17 protein-coding genes are annotated in these 18,162 nt (G+C 47.8%); all 17 read left to right on the top strand.

The annotated features are described in order from the left end of the window. Positions 1-60 precede the first annotated feature (60 nt). The 17 genes from HMPREF2626_RS07340 to HMPREF2626_RS07255 all read left to right on the top strand — a co-directional run bounded on the left by HMPREF2626_RS07340 (position 61) and on the right by HMPREF2626_RS07255 (position 17,910). A complete protein-coding gene (locus HMPREF2626_RS07340; RefSeq protein ID WP_067976255.1) occupies positions 61-360 on the top strand; it encodes an ArsR/SmtB family transcription factor in 300 nt (99 codons plus the stop codon). Between the two features lie 190 nt (positions 361-550). Next, positions 551-943 (top strand): class Ib ribonucleoside-diphosphate reductase assembly flavoprotein NrdI, encoded by a 393-nt coding sequence (gene nrdI / locus HMPREF2626_RS07335; RefSeq protein WP_067976252.1) that lies wholly within the window; start codon positions 551-553, stop codon positions 941-943. Further along, positions 909-3,086, top strand: a complete 2,178-nt coding sequence (gene nrdE, locus HMPREF2626_RS07330; protein ID WP_070619507.1) for a class 1b ribonucleoside-diphosphate reductase subunit alpha — start codon at positions 909-911, stop codon at positions 3,084-3,086. Before nrdI ends, nrdE begins: the two co-directional genes overlap by 35 nt. Before the next feature lie 110 nt (positions 3,087-3,196). Continuing rightward, the gene (gene nrdF / locus HMPREF2626_RS07325) at positions 3,197-4,237 is read left to right on the top strand and encodes a class 1b ribonucleoside-diphosphate reductase subunit beta (RefSeq protein WP_210382811.1); all 1,041 of its coding nucleotides are present in this window, start codon (positions 3,197-3,199) and stop codon (positions 4,235-4,237) included. A 554-nt stretch (positions 4,238-4,791) separates the two neighbouring features. Further along, a complete protein-coding gene (locus HMPREF2626_RS07315; protein ID WP_070619501.1) occupies positions 4,792-6,699 on the top strand; it encodes an ABC-F family ATP-binding cassette domain-containing protein in 1,908 nt (635 codons plus the stop codon). 11 nt (positions 6,700-6,710) lie between these two features. After that, entirely contained in the window at positions 6,711-7,655 is a 945-nt protein-coding gene (locus HMPREF2626_RS07310; protein ID WP_070619498.1) for a thymidylate synthase, read from the top strand. Positions 7,656-7,686: 31 nt separating this feature from the next. Further along, complete coding sequence (locus HMPREF2626_RS07305) at positions 7,687-8,184, top strand: dihydrofolate reductase (RefSeq protein ID WP_070619494.1); 498 nt, start codon at positions 7,687-7,689, stop codon at positions 8,182-8,184. Further along, positions 8,184-8,804: a DUF2140 family protein gene (locus HMPREF2626_RS07300; RefSeq protein WP_070619491.1), complete on the top strand. Its 621-nt coding sequence runs from the start codon at positions 8,184-8,186 to the stop codon at positions 8,802-8,804. Before HMPREF2626_RS07305 ends, HMPREF2626_RS07300 begins: the two co-directional genes overlap by 1 nt. Before the next feature lie 12 nt (positions 8,805-8,816). Next, a complete protein-coding gene (locus HMPREF2626_RS07295) occupies positions 8,817-9,044 on the top strand; it encodes a YozE family protein (RefSeq protein ID WP_070619489.1) in 228 nt (75 codons plus the stop codon). Positions 9,045-9,057: 13 nt separating this feature from the next. Continuing rightward, positions 9,058-10,554: a S41 family peptidase gene (locus tag HMPREF2626_RS07290; protein ID WP_070619485.1), complete on the top strand. Its 1,497-nt coding sequence runs from the start codon at positions 9,058-9,060 to the stop codon at positions 10,552-10,554. Positions 10,555-10,569: 15 nt separating this feature from the next. Continuing rightward, on the top strand, positions 10,570-11,118 hold the full coding sequence (lepB, locus tag HMPREF2626_RS07285) for a signal peptidase I (RefSeq protein ID WP_070619482.1): 549 nt from the start codon (positions 10,570-10,572) through the stop codon (positions 11,116-11,118). A 59-nt stretch (positions 11,119-11,177) separates the two neighbouring features. Next, a complete protein-coding gene (ylqF, locus tag HMPREF2626_RS07280) occupies positions 11,178-12,056 on the top strand; it encodes a ribosome biogenesis GTPase YlqF (protein ID WP_070619479.1) in 879 nt (292 codons plus the stop codon). Beyond that, positions 12,049-12,825, top strand: coding sequence for a ribonuclease HII (locus tag HMPREF2626_RS07275; protein WP_070619475.1), 777 nt, complete (start codon positions 12,049-12,051; stop codon positions 12,823-12,825). Before ylqF ends, HMPREF2626_RS07275 begins: the two co-directional genes overlap by 8 nt. A 63-nt stretch (positions 12,826-12,888) precedes the next feature. After that, the gene (gene dprA, locus HMPREF2626_RS07270; RefSeq protein ID WP_083294399.1) at positions 12,889-13,734 is read left to right on the top strand and encodes a DNA-processing protein DprA; all 846 of its coding nucleotides are present in this window, start codon (positions 12,889-12,891) and stop codon (positions 13,732-13,734) included. Between the two features lie 181 nt (positions 13,735-13,915). Beyond that, complete coding sequence (gene topA / locus HMPREF2626_RS07265; protein ID WP_070619468.1) at positions 13,916-15,985, top strand: type I DNA topoisomerase; 2,070 nt, start codon at positions 13,916-13,918, stop codon at positions 15,983-15,985. Between the two features lie 160 nt (positions 15,986-16,145). Beyond that, the gene (gene xerC / locus HMPREF2626_RS07260; RefSeq protein ID WP_070619784.1) at positions 16,146-17,087 is read left to right on the top strand and encodes a tyrosine recombinase XerC; all 942 of its coding nucleotides are present in this window, start codon (positions 16,146-16,148) and stop codon (positions 17,085-17,087) included. 4 nt (positions 17,088-17,091) lie between these two features. Next, complete coding sequence (locus HMPREF2626_RS07255; RefSeq protein WP_070619466.1) at positions 17,092-17,910, top strand: hypothetical protein; 819 nt, start codon at positions 17,092-17,094, stop codon at positions 17,908-17,910. Positions 17,911-18,162 lie beyond the last annotated feature (252 nt).

Raw genomic sequence — 18,162 nt, 5'->3', positions numbered from 1 at the left:
TTGTATCAATCACTTTTATCGTATAAAATAAGAATGATTACGATTTGAGGAGGCGGTGCTATGGAAAAATCTGAATTAAGTCCTGAAGTGAAACAGCAGGTGACCAAGTTTTTTAAGGTGATTGGGGACCAAACACGCTTCTCCATCCTTTACCTACTTAAGGGACGTGAATTGAACGTGACGGAAATTGCGCAAGCGCTCGATATGGAGCAATCAGCCATTTCCCACCAACTACAGGTCCTCAGAGAAAGCAAGCTGTTAAAATCCAGACGGGACAAGCGGTCAGTTTATTACAGCCAGGCCGACGACCACGTCTATGAAATCATCAGTCAGGCCATTGAACATATGTGTGAAGAATAAAGGATAAGGGGCAAGAGATACAAGATCTGTGTTTTTTCTTTTGGCCCTTATTTTTATTTTGGGGCTGATTCCCCATGTCATACTATATCTTGTGTGAGAATTAAATTAGAATTCAAGATATGGAGTTGATTAACTTGAATTTCAAAGAGCTCCTGACGTATAATAGGACTATTGAAAAAGGAGGGATTTGATGTTAATCGTCTACATGTCTCTGGTAGGCAATACCCGCCGCTTTGTTGAAAAGCTCGGCTTGCCTTCGCTAGAAATCACAGACCACAATGCTTTTACCACGGTGGACCAACCCTATCTTATGATTGTTCCCACTTACGAAATCGAAGTGACTGATATCATGAATGATTTCATTGAAACAGGGGACAACCTGTCCTATTGCCAGGGCGTCATTGGAGGAGGTAATCTGAATTTTAATGACCTCTTCTGCTTCACCGCAAAAGATCTGGCTATGGACTATGACCTGCCCCTCTTACACACCTTTGAATTTATGGGCAATTCCCACGATGTAGAAAAAGTAAAGGAGTTGGCGAAAGAAATTGAAGAATCCACAAGTATCCAACGAACCAAATGAAATTACCTACTATAAGTTAAACAACGAATTAAATATTCCAATCGATAACAAGATCCCGCTCGAAAAAGATAAAGAAGCTGTCCGGGCTTTTTTCTTGGAGCATGTCAACCCTAATACAGTTTTCTTCTATACCTTCGAAGAGAAGATCCGCTACCTGATTGACCATGACTACCTGGATGAAAGTTTCATCAACAAGTATGACCGGAACTTTATCTACCAACTGATGCAGGACGCCTATGACCGTAAGTTCCGCTTCCGATCCTTCATGGGGGCCTATAAGTTCTATACCCAGTATGCCATGAAGACCGATGATGGCGAACGCTATTTGGAACGCTATGAGGACCGGGTCGTTTATAATGCCCTCTACCTAGCCGACGGGGATGAAGACCTGGCTCGTAAGCTCTGTGATGAGATCCTCTCCCAGCGCTTCCAGCCTGCAACCCCAACCTTCCTCAATGCCGGACGTAAGCGCCGGGGGGAGATGGTCTCTTGTTTCCTGATCCAACTAACCGATGACATGAATTCGATCGGCCGGGGCATCAATTCCGCCTTACAACTCTCCAAGCGCGGGGGAGGGGTAGGAATCAACCTCAGCAACCTCCGTGAAGAAGGGGCTCCCATCAAGAAGATTGAAAATGCGGCTTCAGGGGTCGTTCCCGTTATGAAATTATTTGAAGACTGCTTCAGCTATGCTAACCAATTAGGGCAAAGAAACGGAGCCGGAGTGGTTTACCTGAATGTCTTCCATCCTGATATTGTCCGCTTCCTCTCCACCAAGAAGGAGAATGCGGATGAAAAAATTCGGGTGAAGACCTTATCCCTAGGCATTACGGTTCCAGACAAATTCTATGAACTCGTAGCAGCTGATGATGACATGTACCTCTTCAGCCCCTACGATGTGGAACGGATTTATGGCAAGCCTTTCTCCTATGTCAATATTACAGAGGAGTATGACCAACTTGTTCACCATCCAGAGGTCCGCAAGTATCGGATCCGGGCTCGGGAATTAGAGAATGAAATTTCCAAACTCCAACAAGAATCTGGCTACCCTTATATTGTTAATATCGATACGGCCAATGAAGCCAACCCTATCGATGGAACGATTGTGATGTCCAACCTATGCTCAGAAATTTTACAGATCCAAGAACCTTCGAAGATTAATGATGAGCAGCTCTATGACCACTTAGGCACCGATATTTCCTGTAACTTAGGATCAACCAATATGGTGAACATGGTCGAGTCGGATGACTTTGCTCGATCTGTAGAAACAGCTGTTCGAGGGCTGACCTTTGTGACCGACAGCACCGATATTGAGGCCGTCCCATCCATCCAAAACGGCAACCAGATGTACCACACCATTGGTCTAGGGGCTATGGGGCTCCATACCCTCTTTGCCATCAACCACATTTATTACGGGTCAGATGAATCGCTCGAATTAACGGAGGCTTATTTCTACGCCCTCAACTACTGGTCCCTCAAAGCCAGCCATAAGATTGCAGCTGAGCGTGGCCAACGCTTCGCCAACTTCGAAAACTCCGCTTATGCGGATGGGTCTTACTTCGAGCCATATATCGAAGAAGACTTCCATTATGAATCCGATAAAGTGGCTCAAATCATGGCTAAGGTACCGCTACCAAGCAAGGAAGACTGGCAAGCCTTGCGCGATGACGTGATGCGGGATGGTCTCTACCACGCTTATCGTCTAGCTGTTGCGCCAACAGGTTCCATTTCCTATGTCAATGAAACCAGCGCTAGCTTGCAGCCGATTATCCGTCTAATTGAAGAGCGGCAAGAAAAGAAGACTGGGAAGACCTATTACCCAGCCCCCCAGCTCTCCAATGACAATATCCAATACTATGAGTCCGCCTATGACCTGGATATGCGGAAGGTGATCGACGTTTATGCTGCCGCCCAAGAGCATGTGGACCAAGGTATGTCCATGACCCTCTTCATGCGCTCAGACATTCCTTCCGGCCTCTATCCTTGGAAAGATCCAGATGACCATAAGCTAACCACGCGGGACTTAAATATCTTGCGCAATTATGCTTGGAATCAGGGTATCAAGTCCATCTACTATATCCGAACCTTTACCGACGATGGCGATGAAATCGGCAGCAATTACTGTGAATCCTGCTCTATTTAAGAACAGTTAAGGAGGTCAAAATGGGACAAATTGATAACAATCTCTATATAAATTCAAAAGATAATTGGCAACAAAACTTGTGGGATGGGACGGACCAAGCTGACCCGGACCTGGGTAAATACTACAAGGCCATTAACTGGGACAGCATTGAAGACATGGTCGACAAGCTGACCTGGGAGAAGCTTACGGAACAATTCTGGCTGGACACCCGGATCCCCGTCTCCAACGACCTGGATGACTGGCGTCGGCTGTCTGCTGCTGAGCAAGATGTGGTCGACAAGGTCTTCGGGGGCTTAACCCTCCTGGATACCCTCCAATCAGAAGAGGGCGCCTTAGTCCTCTTACCAGACGCTCGGACCCAGCAAGAGCGTGCCGTCTTCTCAAATATCCACTTCATGGAGTCTGTTCACGCTAAGTCTTATTCCACGATCTTTGTCACGCTTAATACCACGTCTGAAATCGATAAGATTTTTGACTGGACCAATGAGAATGAACTGATCCAATATAAGGCGAAAAAGATCAACCAAGTTTACCGGACAGGGACGGGCCTACAGAAGAAGGCAGCCAGCGTCTTACTGGAATCCTTCCTCTTCTATTCCGGTTTCTATGCGCCCCTCTGGTACTTAGGCAACAGCAAACTGCCTAATGTGGCGGAAATTATCAAGCTGATCTTGCGTGATGAGTCCGTCCACGGCACCTATATTGGCTACAAGTTCCAATTAGGGTATAATGAACTGTCCGAAGAAGAACAAGAAGAGTTGAAGAATTGGACCTTCGAGCTCCTCTACGACCTATATGAAAACGAAATGAAGTATACCTCAGCCGTCTATGACCAAATTGGTTGGACAGAGGATGTTAATATTTTCGTCCGCTACAATGCTAATAAGGCCCTGCAGAACCTAGGCTTTGACCCGCTCTTCCCAGATACAGCGGAAGACGTCAACCCGATCGTCATGAATGGGATTTCAACAGGAACGTCTAATCATGACTTCTTCTCCCAAGTCGGCAACGGCTACCTATTAGGTGAAGTCCAAGCCATGGAAGACGAAGACTACTCCAAGTGGTCCACCTCTGCCCGCCGCGAACAACGTATGGCCTACCGTAAGGCGAAAAAAGCTGCCCGCAAAAAGGCCCAAGAGGAAGGCAAATAATTGACACTTTAAGAGATCGTGGTTAAGATCAAACCGCGGTCTCTTTTGTTTAAAAAGGGTGTGAGAGGATGCGGGAGAAAGGGAGCTCTGGAGTAAAAGGGCTGAGAAGGCTGCAAGCCTTCGAGGGACTTTTACGAAGAGGAGCCCTTTCTGCATCCTCGAACCCGACTATACAGGGTGTGAGCAGTTGCGCCCAGACTTGAATGACTGGAGCCCAAACGGAAAAGAGCGGCTTTAGCCGATCGTTCCGATTGGGTGAAGTCACTTCAAGTCTGCAACTGCGAACCCGACTGGGGTGTGAGCAAGAGCGTTTAGCTTTGGATGCTTGGAGTAAGTCGGAATAAGGGCAAGCAAAGCTTGCATGTTCCCGACTTGCGAAAGCACTCCAAAGCTGCTCTTGCGAACCCGACTAAAAAGGGTGAGGGAGGATGCAGGAGAAAGGGAAGTATTAAAGGCTAATCATGCCTGGACTTTTATAAAATTTTTCCTTCCTAGTCCCGAACTTATGATAAACTATAAGGATGTAAGTAACTTTAAAGGAGTCGATGAAATAGATGAAAGATTTCAAGGCCTTAAATTGGTATAAAACTTATGGGGCGAAACCCCTGTTAACAGATGTCTCCTTCCTTATTCGGGGTGGGGACCATGTGGGCTTGATTGGAACCAACGGCTCAGGAAAAAGTACTTTAATGCGTATTTTAGCAGGCGTGGACAGCCTGGACAGCGGGGAAATGGAACACCCCAAAGATTTCAAAGTCACCATGGTTAGCCAAGAGGAAGATTTTGATGAAGACCTCACGATCTTCGAAGCCGTCTATGATTCAGAGAGCCACTTGGTCCAAATTGTCGCCCGTTACCAGGAAGCGGCCCATCGTCTCGCGCAGTCGCCCCAGGATAAAGACTTCCAAGCTGCCTTTAGCCAGGCGGAAGAGGCTATGAATGCGGAAGATGGCTGGCAATTAGATACCACCATCCATACCGTCCTCAATCAGTTAGGTTTTACGGATAGCTCCCTAACCATCCGTCAGCTGAGCGGGGGACAGCGTAAGCGGATTGGCCTAGCCAAGGCCTTGATTGAAGAACCGGACCTCCTCCTTCTCGATGAACCGACCAACCACCTGGACTTTGAGATGGTTGCCTGGTTGGAGAAGTATTTAGCTAATTATAAGGGGTCGGTCCTCTTGATTACCCACGACCGTTACTTCCTGGACCGGGTAGTGGGGCGTATTTTTGCCTTGGACCATGGGAACTTGCGCGAATACGAAGGCAATTATCAGGCTTACCTGGAGAAGAAGGCCATCGAGGACGAGCAAGAACGTGAGACGGCCCGCAAACAAAAGCAACTCTATAAGAAGGAGTTAGCCTGGATGCGGACAGGTGCCAAGGCTCGAACGACTAAGCAACAGGCTCGGATTAACCGCTTTGAGGACTTGGAAGGCCAAGTGAAAGGCCAACGGGGGCCTGACCAGAAGCTCAGCTTCGACTTTGACCAAGAACGCTTGGGTAAGAAGGTCATCGAATGCCAGGATTTAACAGTTGGTTATGAGCCAGATGCTCCCCTGGTCAAAAACTTAGAGCTCCTAGTCCAGAACCGGGACCGAATCGGTATTATAGGGGAGAACGGGGCAGGAAAGACCAGTCTGATGAACACCATCGCTGGCCTCTTGCCTCCTTTGTTCGGCCAGGTTGTGATTGGAGAGACGGTAAAAATCGGCTACTTCCAACAAGTACCTGTCGATTTGCCCGAAGACAAGCGGGTCATTTCTTATATCCAAGAAGAGGCGGAAGACTATGTTTACCGGGATGGGAAGACCCTCAGTGCCTCCCAAATGCTCGAAACCTTCCTCTTTGACCGGTCCATGCATGGGGTGAAGATTTCATCCCTGTCAGGGGGCGAGAAGAAGCGGCTTTATCTCTTGCGTATCCTCATGGCCCGGCCCAATGTCTTATTCTTAGACGAGCCGACCAATGACCTGGATATCCAGACCCTGACGATTCTGGAAGATTATTTAGAAGATTTTCCAGGCGCAGTTCTTACTGTCAGCCACGACCGTTACTTCCTCGACAAGGTAGTCGACAAACTCTTGGCCATCGATGATAATCATGAGGTGGACATCTTCTTCGGTTCCTATAGCGACTATCAAGAAGAGCTTAAGGCAGCGGATAAGGCCAAGACGGAAGCCCAGACCAAAAAAACACCCAAGGAGCCAGCAGAAGCTCAAAAACAAAAGGAGCCAGGCCACAAAAACCGGATGACCTACCAAGAGAAAAAGGATTGGGAACAGATCGAAACGGTGATTAGTCAACTAGAAGACAAACTCCAAAGCATTGATGAAGAGATGTTGGCCAATGGAGCAGACTATGGGAAATTAGCCGACTTACAAAAAGAAAAAGAGACCACCGAAGCTGAACTTTTAGACCAAATGACGTATTGGGATTATCTCAGTGAAAAAACTTATTAGGGAGTGACACAATGGCCAAACAATATTTAGATTTATTGCAACATATTTTAGATAAGGGGAGCTTTAAGGATGACCGAACAGGGGTAGGGACCCTGTCGACTTTCGGCTACCAGATGCGCTTTGACTTAAATGAGGGCTTTCCACTTCTGACAACCAAAAAAGTCGCTTTTGGTTTAATTAAGAGCGAACTCCTCTGGTTTTTAAGAGGGGATACCAATATCCGCTTCTTACTCGAGCATAATAACCATATCTGGGACGAGTGGGCCTTTAAGAATTGGGTGGAAAGCGAGGCCTACCAAGGACCGGATATGACTGATTTTGGTCTGCGAGCTGAAAGCGATCCAGACTTCGCGGCAGTTTATAAAGAAGAAATGGCTAAGTTCCGCCAGCTCATGCTTGAAGACGATGATTTTGCGGCTCAATATGGCAATCTCGGTGCGGTATACGGTAAACAGTGGCGGCACTGGGAGACCCGGGATGGCGGGGAAATCGACCAAATCGCCATCCTCCTCGACCAATTGCGACATACGCCAGATTCAAGGCGGATGATCCTCAGCGCTTGGAATCCTGAAGATGTGCCAGACATGGCCCTGCCTCCCTGCCATACTTTGAGCCAGTTCTATGTCCAAGATGGGAAATTGAGCTGCCAGCTCTACCAGCGGAGTGCCGATGTCTTCCTGGGTGTTCCTTTTAATATCGCCTCTTATGCTTTATTGACCCATCTTTTAGCCCGGGAGGTGGGACTCGGTGTGGGGGATTTCGTCCATAGTTTTGGTGATGTGCATATCTACAAGAACCACTTAGACCAAGTCAAGGAACAGTTGTCGCGCGAGCCCCGTCCCTTGCCCGAACTTGTCATTCAAGGAGAAGCCCCGATGGATGAGCTTGCGACTGAAGATATCTTCGTCCAGGGCTACGACCCTTACCCTGCTATCAAGGCCCCTGTTGCTGTTTAATGTCATGCTTTAACGTTGAAGGAGAGATAAGATGTTAATTGCCGTTTGGGCCCAGGCCCGCAATGGTGTCATCGGTAAAGATCAGAAGATGCCCTGGCACCTGCCCAATGATTTTCAATTCTTTCGTTCCCAAACCATGTACCATAAAATTGTTCTCGGCCGAAAAACATTTGAGGGCATGGGCTCTAAGCCTCTGCCTGATCGACAGACCTATATCCTGACTCGTTCAGAATCGATAGCAATCAATGGCGATAGCGCCTCTGTTGATCTCATCCATGCTATCGATCCAATTCTAGAACTCGCCAAGAAGGAAGATGTCTATATTATCGGCGGTAAGCAGATTTACCAAAGCTTCTGGCCTTATTTAGATGAATTACGGGTAACTTATATCGACCATGCCGTGGCAGGGGATACGGTCATGGATCCCGACCTCAGTGATTTCTACAGCTATGCGGAAATCAAGGGCGCAGTTGACGATAAGAATCCTTACCCGCATCGTTTTATTTTTTACCGACGGGAGGTTAAGTGATGACAAGACAAAGCAATGGCTGGCGCCGGGCCTTCTTTATTCTCCTCGGCTTAGTCCTGGCTCTGGTACTTGGCGTCATCCTTGTCCTCTCTAGTATCCGGCCCTCTTATGAACCGGTTGACCAGGGAGAGCTAGCCCAAACGGAAGAGACCATCCAAGCTGAAACCCAGCTCACTAGGGAGAGCTTCAACGTTCTCATGCAGGCCCTCCTAGCTGGCGACCAGGTGCCTTACCGCCTCCACTTGGACGATCAGGTCCATTTATTAGGCCAATTTGAGATCTTAGGACAAGGACTGTCTTATGAGATTCGTGCCCAGGCAGAAGCCCAGAATGACGGGAATATTGGTCTTGCCATCGAAGCGATTGAAGTAGAAGGATTGGACTTGCCCGTTGGAACTAGTCTAGCGCTCTTTAGCCGGCTCATTCCCGACCATGTGCCACTCAGTGTGGATAGGGACCAGGAGCGTCTAATTGTCCGCCTCGACCAAGTTTCAGCAAAAGGACAAGTCGCTATCGCAGCGCAAGCGATTGACCTGCCTAATAATCAGATCAAACTTGCCTTTTCTCTGCCTTTGCCTTATGCTGTAGAACAAATAGAAGCTTACCGACAAGGCCAGTAGAGGAGGAAGACGATGTCACTTTCATTTTATCGCTATGTGGAACGATTTAGAGGGCGGGGCAGTCTAGAGAGCGACCAGAAGGAAGCTTTTGCTGACCTAGTTTATCGCGACCTGGATTTTCCCCGCGACAGTAAGGAATTCGATGAAATCAGCCGCTATATTGAAGGCCATAGTGACTATGCCGATTACATTTCATGTTTTGATGACTTATGGCAGGCCTATGACTATGAACAAGGTTAGAAAGTAGGCTCACATGCAGGAAGATAAATACACGCAAACAAGTGACCAAGCTAAAGCAAGCCCTAAAAATACAGGCAAGCTGGGCAAAAAAAGAGTCGGCCAGGGCGTTCTCTGCCTGTCAGTTGGACTGGTCCTGGGTATCCTAGGAACCAATACCTATACCACAGGCCGTTTACCCTGGGAGCTGCTATCTTCAGACCGGGCCCTATCGGCTGCGGACCTGCGCAAGCTCCAGTATGGCTACCAAATCTTGAACGACCAATATATTGGAGAAGTTAAGAAGGGGGAAGCCGTGAATGGCGCTATGGCGGGAATGGCAGATAGTGTAGGTGATCCCTATACCGCTTATTTGACCGGTGCTGCTTCAGAGAGTTTGGATGAAACCATCAAGGGTAGTTTTGAAGGGATTGGCGCCCAAGTCACCACCGAGAATGGCTGGCTTACGATTATCAGCCCCATCAAGGATTCACCCGCTGAAAAAGCTGGCTTACAGGCTAATGATATCATCCTCGAAGTCGATGGCAAGTCAACCAAGGGCTTGTCTACTGAGGAAGCGGTTAAGTTGATCCGTGGCGAGAAGGGGACAGAGGTCGAGCTGAAGATTAAGCGGGGGGACCAAGAGCAGACGGTCAAGGTGAAGCGGGATGAAATCCCTATCGAAACCGTCCATGCCCGTCTTATGGACCAAGCACCTGACGTCGGCCATATCCAAATCTCCGAATTCTCAGAAACGACCTACGACGAACTTGTTCAAAGCCTCAAGGACCTGCAAAAGCAGGGCGCTAAAAAATTCGTCTTAGATGTGCGGGGTAATCCTGGTGGCCTCCTGCCTTCTGTTTTGAAGGTTGCCAATATCTTCCTCGAAGATGGGCAGACCATTTTGAGGGTGGAAGACAACCAGGGGGAAGAGCAAGTCTACCAGGCCAATAGCCAAGACTTGGGCGACTTTAAGATCCAAGCTCCTCTCGTTGTCTTAATCGACGAAGGCTCGGCCAGTGCGAGTGAAATCCTAGCCGGCGCCCTCCAACAGAGCGGTCAAGTGCCGGTCGTGGGCCAGAATTCTTATGGTAAGGGCTCCGTGCAGACTGTCTTCCCCCTTGATAAGAATGGGAAGATGAAGGTCACTGTAGCGAAATGGCTGACCCCTGACGGCACTTGGATCAATGAGAAGGGCATCCAGCCAGATATTGAGCAAAGCCTGCCAGACTATGCTAAACTGACCCTAATTGATACGAGCCAGCACTACAAGGCGGGCCAGCAATCTGAAGCCGTCCTCAATATTCAAAAGATCCTCCATAGCTTGGGTTATCTCAGCGAAGACCAGGTAAGCAGCCGTTACGACCAAGACACCGTTGAAGCGGTTCAAACCGTCCAGGAAGAAACCGGCTTGAAGGCCACAGGGGAAGTGGACGGAGAAACCGCCCTGCGTTTAACCCAAAAGATGCAAGAGAAGATTAAAGCCAATGATAGCCAGTTGGATAAGGCCATTGACGTCTTGGCGCAAGCTTAGAAAGAAGGCAAATTGATGAAACGATTTTTTAATGAAGTAATTTCTTTTATCCTCCCAATTCTCATTGCGGTTGTCCTAGTTTTAGGGGTGCAAAAATACATTGCCTTCCCGATTAATATTTCGGGTGACTCCATGGCGCCTACCCTCCACAATGGGGATATGGCCATCGCCTATCGCTTGGCTGAACCAGATCGAGGGGATATTGTCGTCTTCCCGGGCCCCGATGCCCCAAATGAAAAATACATCAAACGGGTGATTGGTAAGGCTGGCGATACGATTAAATACCAGGACAACCAACTCTATGTGAATGGAGAGCCCGTCGCTGAGGAATATCTGGAACCCTTAAAAGCCGCTAATCCCGGCCAGCTGGTGACCCAGAACTTCACCCTCGAAGAATTGACCAATGAAAAAACGGTACCTGAAGGAGAATTCTTTGTCCTCGGTGACAACCGTCCCGTTTCAAAGGACAGCCGCTATTTTGGCTTCGTCCACAGCGACCAAGTCGAAGGGACCACCAACTTTAGATTCTGGCCCCTATCTGACTTTGGCAAGATTCAAGAATAAATTTTAAGGAGGCAGCCTGCCTCCCTTTTTAATGACAAGCTATAAAGGAGTGAAAGAAGATGGCAACAATTCAATGGTATCCTGGACATATGGCCAAAGCCAAGAAAGAGGTTCAAAACCACCTGAGCCAAGTCGATTATGTGATCGAACTCAGGGATGCCCGGGTGCCCGAAAGCAGTAAGAACCCGATGATCGATCAGATTATCCAAGACAAGCCCCGGATCATTGTCCTTAACAAAGCAGACCTAGCCGATAAAGAAGAAACCCAGGCTTGGCTAGACCTGCTCAACCAAGAAGATGGCAGCCAGGCTTGCGCCTTAAACAGTAAAAACCCCAAGGAAATGAAACGCTTTAAGAAAAAGCTCTACGACTGGACAGCTCCAGTGCGGGACAAGTGGCAGGCCAAGGGAGTCAAACACCAAGCGGTCCGCCTCATGATTGTGGGGATCCCCAATGTAGGTAAGTCCACCTTTATCAACCAGTTTACCCAAAAGAAAAAGGCCCAAGTTGGGAATAAGCCCGGTGTCACTAAGGGCCAACAATGGATTCGAATTGATAAGGATTTTGAACTATTAGATACGCCGGGTATCCTCTGGCCTAAGTTTGAAGACCCAGAAGTAGGGACGCGTCTAGCCCTCTGTACAGCGATTAAGCAGACCCATTACTACAACGATGACATCGCCCTCTATGCTTTAGCCTTCCTCATGGACTATTATCCCGGTGTCATCGAGGCCAAGTATCCCATTGCAGCCGACCAGGTTCACCCTCCTTATCCGGAACTCCTCATGACCCTAACGGAAAAGATGGGCTTCTTAGATGATTATGACCGAGCCTCAGAAAAAATCATCAAGGATTTCCAAGATGGAGCCATTAGCCGGCTGACCTTGGACCGAGTGGCGGACTATCAAATGGCTCAGGAGGCAGCTGATAATGACTAAGCGCGAGAGCATCCAAGCTATTAAGGACCGACTCCAAGCCAAGGGAGCGAACCTGAGGCCGGAAGATCTGGCTCCCTATAGCCAAGACGAGCGCAAGGGGGTCCAGCAGGTCCTCAAGACTTACCAGCGCCGCATCGACCGGGCCCAAGAAGAAGGAGCAGCGATCCAAGAGTTGAGAGCCTATGAAGACCAGCTGAGGGCCCAGGGCTATGCCTATATTGCTGGCGTTGACGAAGTGGGGCGGGGACCCCTGGCTGGGCCAGTTGTCACTTGCGCAGTCATTTTGCCCCCAGATATGCCAGCTGTTTACTTCAATGATTCCAAGCAGCTCTCCCATAAGAAGCGCCAGGGCTTGGTTGCTGATATCGATAAGTATGCCCTGGCCTGCGAGATTGCCTTCAGTCCCGCTGATCGCATTGACCACATTAATATCCTCCAGGCGACTAAGGAAGCGATGGCGGCTTCTGTTAACCAGCTCCAACCCCAGGCTTCCTACGTTCTAGTTGATGCGGTAACTATACCGGGAATCAGCCAGCCCCAAGAGGCGATTATCAAAGGCGATGCGCGAATTTATTCCATTGCTGCGGCTTCGATCTATGCCAAGGAGTACCGGGACCGTCTCATGGCAGACTATGCCGATCTTTATCCTGAATATGGTTTCGACCAACATGCAGGCTACGGAACTAAGGTCCACTTAGAGGCCCTAGCCAAGTACGGCCCTTGTCCCATCCACCGCAAAAGCTTTGCACCGGTTAAAGATTTTATTTAATGAATAAATCACTTGATGAACTGGGCTCTCTTTCGTTTATATATGAATGAAGGAGTTGATAAGATGTTTAACAAGCTAAGCCGCCGCCAGCAAGTGATTTACCTGACTGAATCGGGCCTCATTCCCTATAGCGAGCGCCTGCGGTTATTACAGGATCCTGACCGAGAAAGAGTGAAGATCCCAGCCAAACACTATAACAAATGGCAAGACTTTACCGCCCACTACCCACCGGCCTATTTCCAAGACCTCTACCAAAAAGAGGGGGTCGTGCCCCTTGTCCTAGGAGACGCTGCCTATCCTGAGGGACTTGTAGAAACCCATAAACCAGCCCTTGTCCTCTTCTGCCAGGGAGACCTTACTTTATTAAAACGCCTAGCCCTAGCGGTAGTTGGTAGCCGTAAAATGACGGCTTATGGCCAAGAAGCACTAGAAAGTTTCCTACCAGAAGTCGCTAAGAAATTAGTCATTGTTAGCGGATTGGCAAATGGAATTGATTGCGTATCTCATCAGATAGCTATGGAAGAGCAAGGGAAAACCATTGCGGTTATCGGGACTGGCTTGGGTCAAGTTTATCCAGACAACCATGCCAAGCTGCAAAGTCAAATTGCACGCGACCACTTGCTGGTTTCGGCCCTGCCTTACCATGCGGGTGCCAAGCGCTGGCACTTTCCTTACCGCAATGAAATTATCGCGGGCCTTTCTGCCGCCTGCCTAGTAGTCGAAGCGGGGCATAAGAGTGGATCTTTGATTACAGCGAATTATGCCTTGCAGGCTAACCGAGATGTCTTTGCCGTACCTGGTCCCATCAACCAGCCGCTCTCTCGGGGGACCAATGAATTGATCCAGGCAGGGGCTAAGCTGATTTTGACCAGTCAAGATATCCTGGAAGAGTATAGCCATCTTTTTTGAATCATTTCTACTATAATAAGGGACAATTTAAGCAATTTTTTTCTCTTGCCATCATTTTATATTTGACAAAGAATCTTGAATGGCATAATATGAGAATCAATTTGACAGCTTATCCGACACTTCAGCCTTTTCCAGCATCTTCTTATTATCCTGTCGGGTAAATTCGAAAGGAGTTATTCTTTTGGCTTATAAGTACCTTGTCATTGTGGAATCACCGACTAAGGCGAAAACCATTGAAAAATATTTAGGCAGAAATTACAAAGTGGTCGCAAGTAAGGGCCACTTGCGGGACCTTCCTAAGAGTAAGATGGGGATCGATATCGAAAATGAGTATGATCCTTACTATATTACCATTCGGGGCAAGGGCCCCATTATTAAAGAATTGAAGAAATACGCGAAAAAAGCAGAAAAAATTTATCTGGCTTCCGACCCGGACCGGGAAGGGGAGGCTATTGCCTGGCACCTGGCCTATATTCTAGGCCTAGACCCTAAGGATAAAATCCGGGTGACCTATAATGAAATTACCAAGGAAGCCGTCAAGGAGGCCTTCAAGCACGCCCGGCCGATCGACAATGACCTGGTAGATGCCCAACAGGCGCGCCGGATCCTCGACCGCTTGGTGGGCTATAGCCTGTCACCGATTCTCTGGTCCAAAGTCAAAAAAGGACTGTCTGCTGGACGGGTTCAATCGGTCGCTTTACACTTAATCATTGAACGTGAAAAGGAAATTCGCAATTTCAAACCAGAAGAATACTGGTCTATTGACGGGGAATTTAAGAAGGGCCGAGAAAAGTTTAAAGCCAATGCTTCTAAATTCAAAGGCAAAAAGCTCGATCTAAAGAACAAGCAAGATGTTGACCAGTTGATGGCCCACATCACATCAGATGAATTCACCATTGCCAACCTGACTAAGAAGGAACGGCAAAGAAAGCCACAAAAACCTTTCACCACGTCTTCGCTCCAACAAGAAGCTTCTAAGCGGCTTAAATTCCGGACCCGGAAGACCATGATGATCGCCCAACAATTATATGAAGGGATTAATATTGGCAAGGGAAGCGTTGGTCTGATTACCTACATGCGTACCGACTCCACCCGGGTCGCTGATGTCGCCAAAGAAGGGGCTAGTGACTTTATCACTAACACTTACGGTAAGGAATACCTGGGTAAGCAAGGGCAAAACAAGGCCAAAAACAGCAATGCCCAAGACGCTCACGAAGCCATTCGTCCTTCAGCTCCCGACCGGACCCCTCAGTCCATCGAATCTTACCTGACCAAGGACCAGTACAAGCTCTACAGCCTTATCTGGTGCCGGTTTATGGCCAGTCAAATGGCGCCTGCTATCTATGACACAGTAGGCTGCGACATTGTCCAAGGAGAAGTTTCTTTCCGGGCAACAGGTTCACAAATCAAATTTGAAGGTTATCAAAAAGTCTACGCTGAGAAAAAGGAAAAGGATAATCCGCTCCCTGACTTAGCTAATGGGGATACTGTAAAGAGTGTCAGCTTAGATCCTAAGCAACACTTTACCCAACCTCCAGCCCGCTATACGGAAGCTAGCCTCATCCAAACCTTGGAAGAAAACGGCGTCGGGCGGCCATCGACCTATTCACCAACTATTGAAACCCTGATCAAACGCTACTATGTTAAGATCGAAGCTCGGCGCTTTGAGCCGACCGAGCTCGGTGAAATCGTCAACCAACTTGTTGCCACTTATTTCCCAGACATTGTTGACGTGAACTTCACGGCCAGCCTAGAAAATGAGCTGGATAAGATTGAAGAGGGCAAGGAAGAGTGGGTGGAAGTCATCGACCGCTTCTACCAACCCTTCGCCAAGGACTTGGAAAACGCTGAGGAAAAAATTGAAAAAATTGTCATCAAAGATGAGCCCGCTGGTTTCGACTGCGAAAAATGTGGCCATCCCATGGTGATTAAATTGGGACGCTATGGCAAATTCTACGCTTGCTCTAACTTCCCTGACTGTCGGAATACTAAGGCCATTGTCAAGGAAATTGGTGTTGACTGTCCTAAGTGCCAAGAAGGCCAAGTTATTGAGCGGAAATCGAAAAAGAACCGTATTTTCTACGGCTGTAGCCGCTATCCTGACTGCGACTTTGCTTCTTGGGACAAGCCCATTGGTCGGCAGTGTCCAGTTTGCCAAAACTACCTCGTTGAAAAGAAAAAGCGGGGGAGTAAACAAGTCAAATGTAGCCAATGCGACTACCAAGAAAGCGAGCAAAAAGGGGATAATTAGAATTTCTCCCCAGTTTCTAGTTCTGCCTCTTAATCACTTTTTTGCTATAGCAAAATAAATTAAAAACTATTTATTCGAAGAGATAAAATCAATTTCCGACTTTGGATGATTTTATCTCTTTGTTTGTGTTATAATATTTAGGTAAAAGAGGGTGAGTGCCATCGAGTTGACAGCAAAAGGAAAAGCTTTCCTAAACTATCTTAAAAATGAAAGACACTATAGTGAAGAAACGCTCCTAGCCTACCAGCATGACCTTGAGGAATTTGCGGACTTTCTATCGGAAGCAAATGTAAACGATTTAAAAGATTTGACTTATCAAGATATCCGCCGCTATTTATTCCAATTACAAAAAAAGGACCTGGCCAAGTCATCGCTTGCCAGACGTTTGAGTAGTTTAAGGTCTGCTTTTACTTTCTTCCAAGAATCCGGTTGGGTCGATAACAATCCTTTTCAATATGTTCATTCGCCCAAGCAAGGCTTGCACCTGCCGGACTTTTTTTATGAGGAGGAGCTGCTCGCTCTATTCGAAGCCGTCCAAGGTCCTGAAGCACTCCAGCAGAGGGACCGAGCTCTTCTCGAATTTCTTTATGCAACAGGCGCCCGGGTTAGTGAATGCACGGAACTTAGCTTAGACCAAGTTGACTTGGACGCCATGGTCGTGCTCCTCCACGGTAAGGGGGGCAAGGACCGCTATGTGCCGTTCGGTGGGCCTTGTAAGGAGGCTTTACAGACCTATCTAGTTGAGGGACGCCAAGAGCTCCTAGCTAAGTCTGGCGAAGACCACCAGCTCGTTTTTGTTAACTACAAGGGACAGGGGCTCAGCCGTGAGGGGATTGCCTACATTCTCAAGCAGATTGTCAAACGGAGTGCCTCCCAGCTGGCCATCCACCCCCACAAACTCCGCCACTCCTTTGCCACCCATTTATTGAACCATGGAGCAGATATTCGGACTGTCCAGGAGCTACTGGGCCACTCCAGCCTCTCCACTACCCAAATCTACACCCATCTTTCTAAGGAAAGCCTACGTCAGAATTATATGACTTTTCACCCGCGGGCCCAGCGCCAAGGGGACAATTCAAACCGATCATCTCAGGAGGATTAAGATTATGGAAATTCAGGAAGTATTAGATAAAATTCGCCAAGTTAAACGTGTCGTTCAAACCGAAGATATTATTTCAGAAGACAAGGGCAGCGATTTTCCTTTCCAGCGTTTAGTTGAAGAAATCTCTGAAATTCTCGCAGTCAATGCCTACCTATTAAATTACGAAGGCCAGCTGCTCGGTTATTTGTCTATCTTTGATGACATTAACAGTGCTCGGACCCATCAAATGATGGAAGAGAAGCAATTAGACCCCAATTACATGAAGCGGGTCCAAGAACTTACCGTTACCCTGACCAATATCCCCGTTGAAGATGAACGTACTATTTTTGCCAATGAATATGCGGCCAATTTTCCTAATGGTAAGACGACGATTATTCCGATTATCGGCCATGGGCGGGGATTGGGCTATCTGATCCTAGCACGTAAAAAACATGCCTTTGATGCCGGTGATATGATCCTAGGAGAATATGTTGCGACGATCCTGGCTATTGAAATTGAAAACCTCCTTCACCAGCAAGAAGACCGCCAACAAAAGAACCGACTGATGGCCAAAAAGGCAGTGGCTTCCTTGAGCTTCTCCGAATTGGCTGCTATGCGGACAATCTTAAAGGATAAAACCGAGCCTAGCTTCCGCTTCACTGCCTCACGTTTAGCGGAAAAAGAGGGTCTGACCCGGTCCATCATTGTTAACGGCATCCGCAAGATGGAATCCGCCAATATCCTCTCCTCCCAGTCACTTGGCACTAAGGGCACCTTTATCGACCTCTACACCGAAGAGAACCTCCATCTGATCCAGGAAACCTTAGACCAAGAAGAGCGCTAAGCAAGACGATACGATAAAGAAAAAGAGGAGCCGGAAAAACTCCAGTTCCTCTTATATAAAGCTAGCTCTACCAGCTAGTTCACGACCGATGGGAGATCCTTAATAGATCATCCATCGGTCGCTTAAATTTTAAGACTTCTCATTTTAAGTTTTAATATTTCAAGTACTATTTTTTACATCAGCTATTTTTGATCAAGAGTGGAGCTTGAAAGTGATCGTTAGCCATGAACAAGCAAACATACTAAGATTAGC

The organism is Aerococcus sp. HMSC062A02, from assembly GCF_001809535.1.
Lineage (GTDB): Bacteria > Bacillota > Bacilli > Lactobacillales > Aerococcaceae > Aerococcus.
The sequence above is the reverse complement of the archived record's forward strand: the minus strand, read 5'-3'. Positions and strand labels throughout refer to the sequence as shown.

Bases quoted from the DNA above. Each gene is read 5' to 3' on its own strand.
- dprA (WP_083294399.1), top strand. From the start codon at position 12,889: ATGTTTAACAAGCTAAGCCGCCGCCAGCAAGTGATTTACCTGACTGAA.
- nrdI (WP_067976252.1), top strand. From the start codon at position 551: ATGTTAATCGTCTACATGTCTCTGGTAGGCAATACCCGCCGCTTTGTT.
- ylqF (WP_070619479.1), top strand. From the start codon at position 11,178: ATGGCAACAATTCAATGGTATCCTGGACATATGGCCAAAGCCAAGAAA.
- HMPREF2626_RS07300 (WP_070619491.1), top strand. From the start codon at position 8,184: ATGACAAGACAAAGCAATGGCTGGCGCCGGGCCTTCTTTATTCTCCTC.
- HMPREF2626_RS07315 (WP_070619501.1), top strand. From the start codon at position 4,792: ATGAAAGATTTCAAGGCCTTAAATTGGTATAAAACTTATGGGGCGAAA.
- HMPREF2626_RS07255 (WP_070619466.1), top strand. From the start codon at position 17,092: ATGGAAATTCAGGAAGTATTAGATAAAATTCGCCAAGTTAAACGTGTC.
- HMPREF2626_RS07295 (WP_070619489.1), top strand. From the start codon at position 8,817: ATGTCACTTTCATTTTATCGCTATGTGGAACGATTTAGAGGGCGGGGC.
- HMPREF2626_RS07310 (WP_070619498.1), top strand. From the start codon at position 6,711: ATGGCCAAACAATATTTAGATTTATTGCAACATATTTTAGATAAGGGG.
- HMPREF2626_RS07290 (WP_070619485.1), top strand. From the start codon at position 9,058: ATGCAGGAAGATAAATACACGCAAACAAGTGACCAAGCTAAAGCAAGC.
- HMPREF2626_RS07340 (WP_067976255.1), top strand. From the start codon at position 61: ATGGAAAAATCTGAATTAAGTCCTGAAGTGAAACAGCAGGTGACCAAG.
- HMPREF2626_RS07305 (WP_070619494.1), top strand. From the start codon at position 7,687: ATGTTAATTGCCGTTTGGGCCCAGGCCCGCAATGGTGTCATCGGTAAA.
- HMPREF2626_RS07275 (WP_070619475.1), top strand. From the start codon at position 12,049: ATGACTAAGCGCGAGAGCATCCAAGCTATTAAGGACCGACTCCAAGCC.
- lepB (WP_070619482.1), top strand. From the start codon at position 10,570: ATGAAACGATTTTTTAATGAAGTAATTTCTTTTATCCTCCCAATTCTC.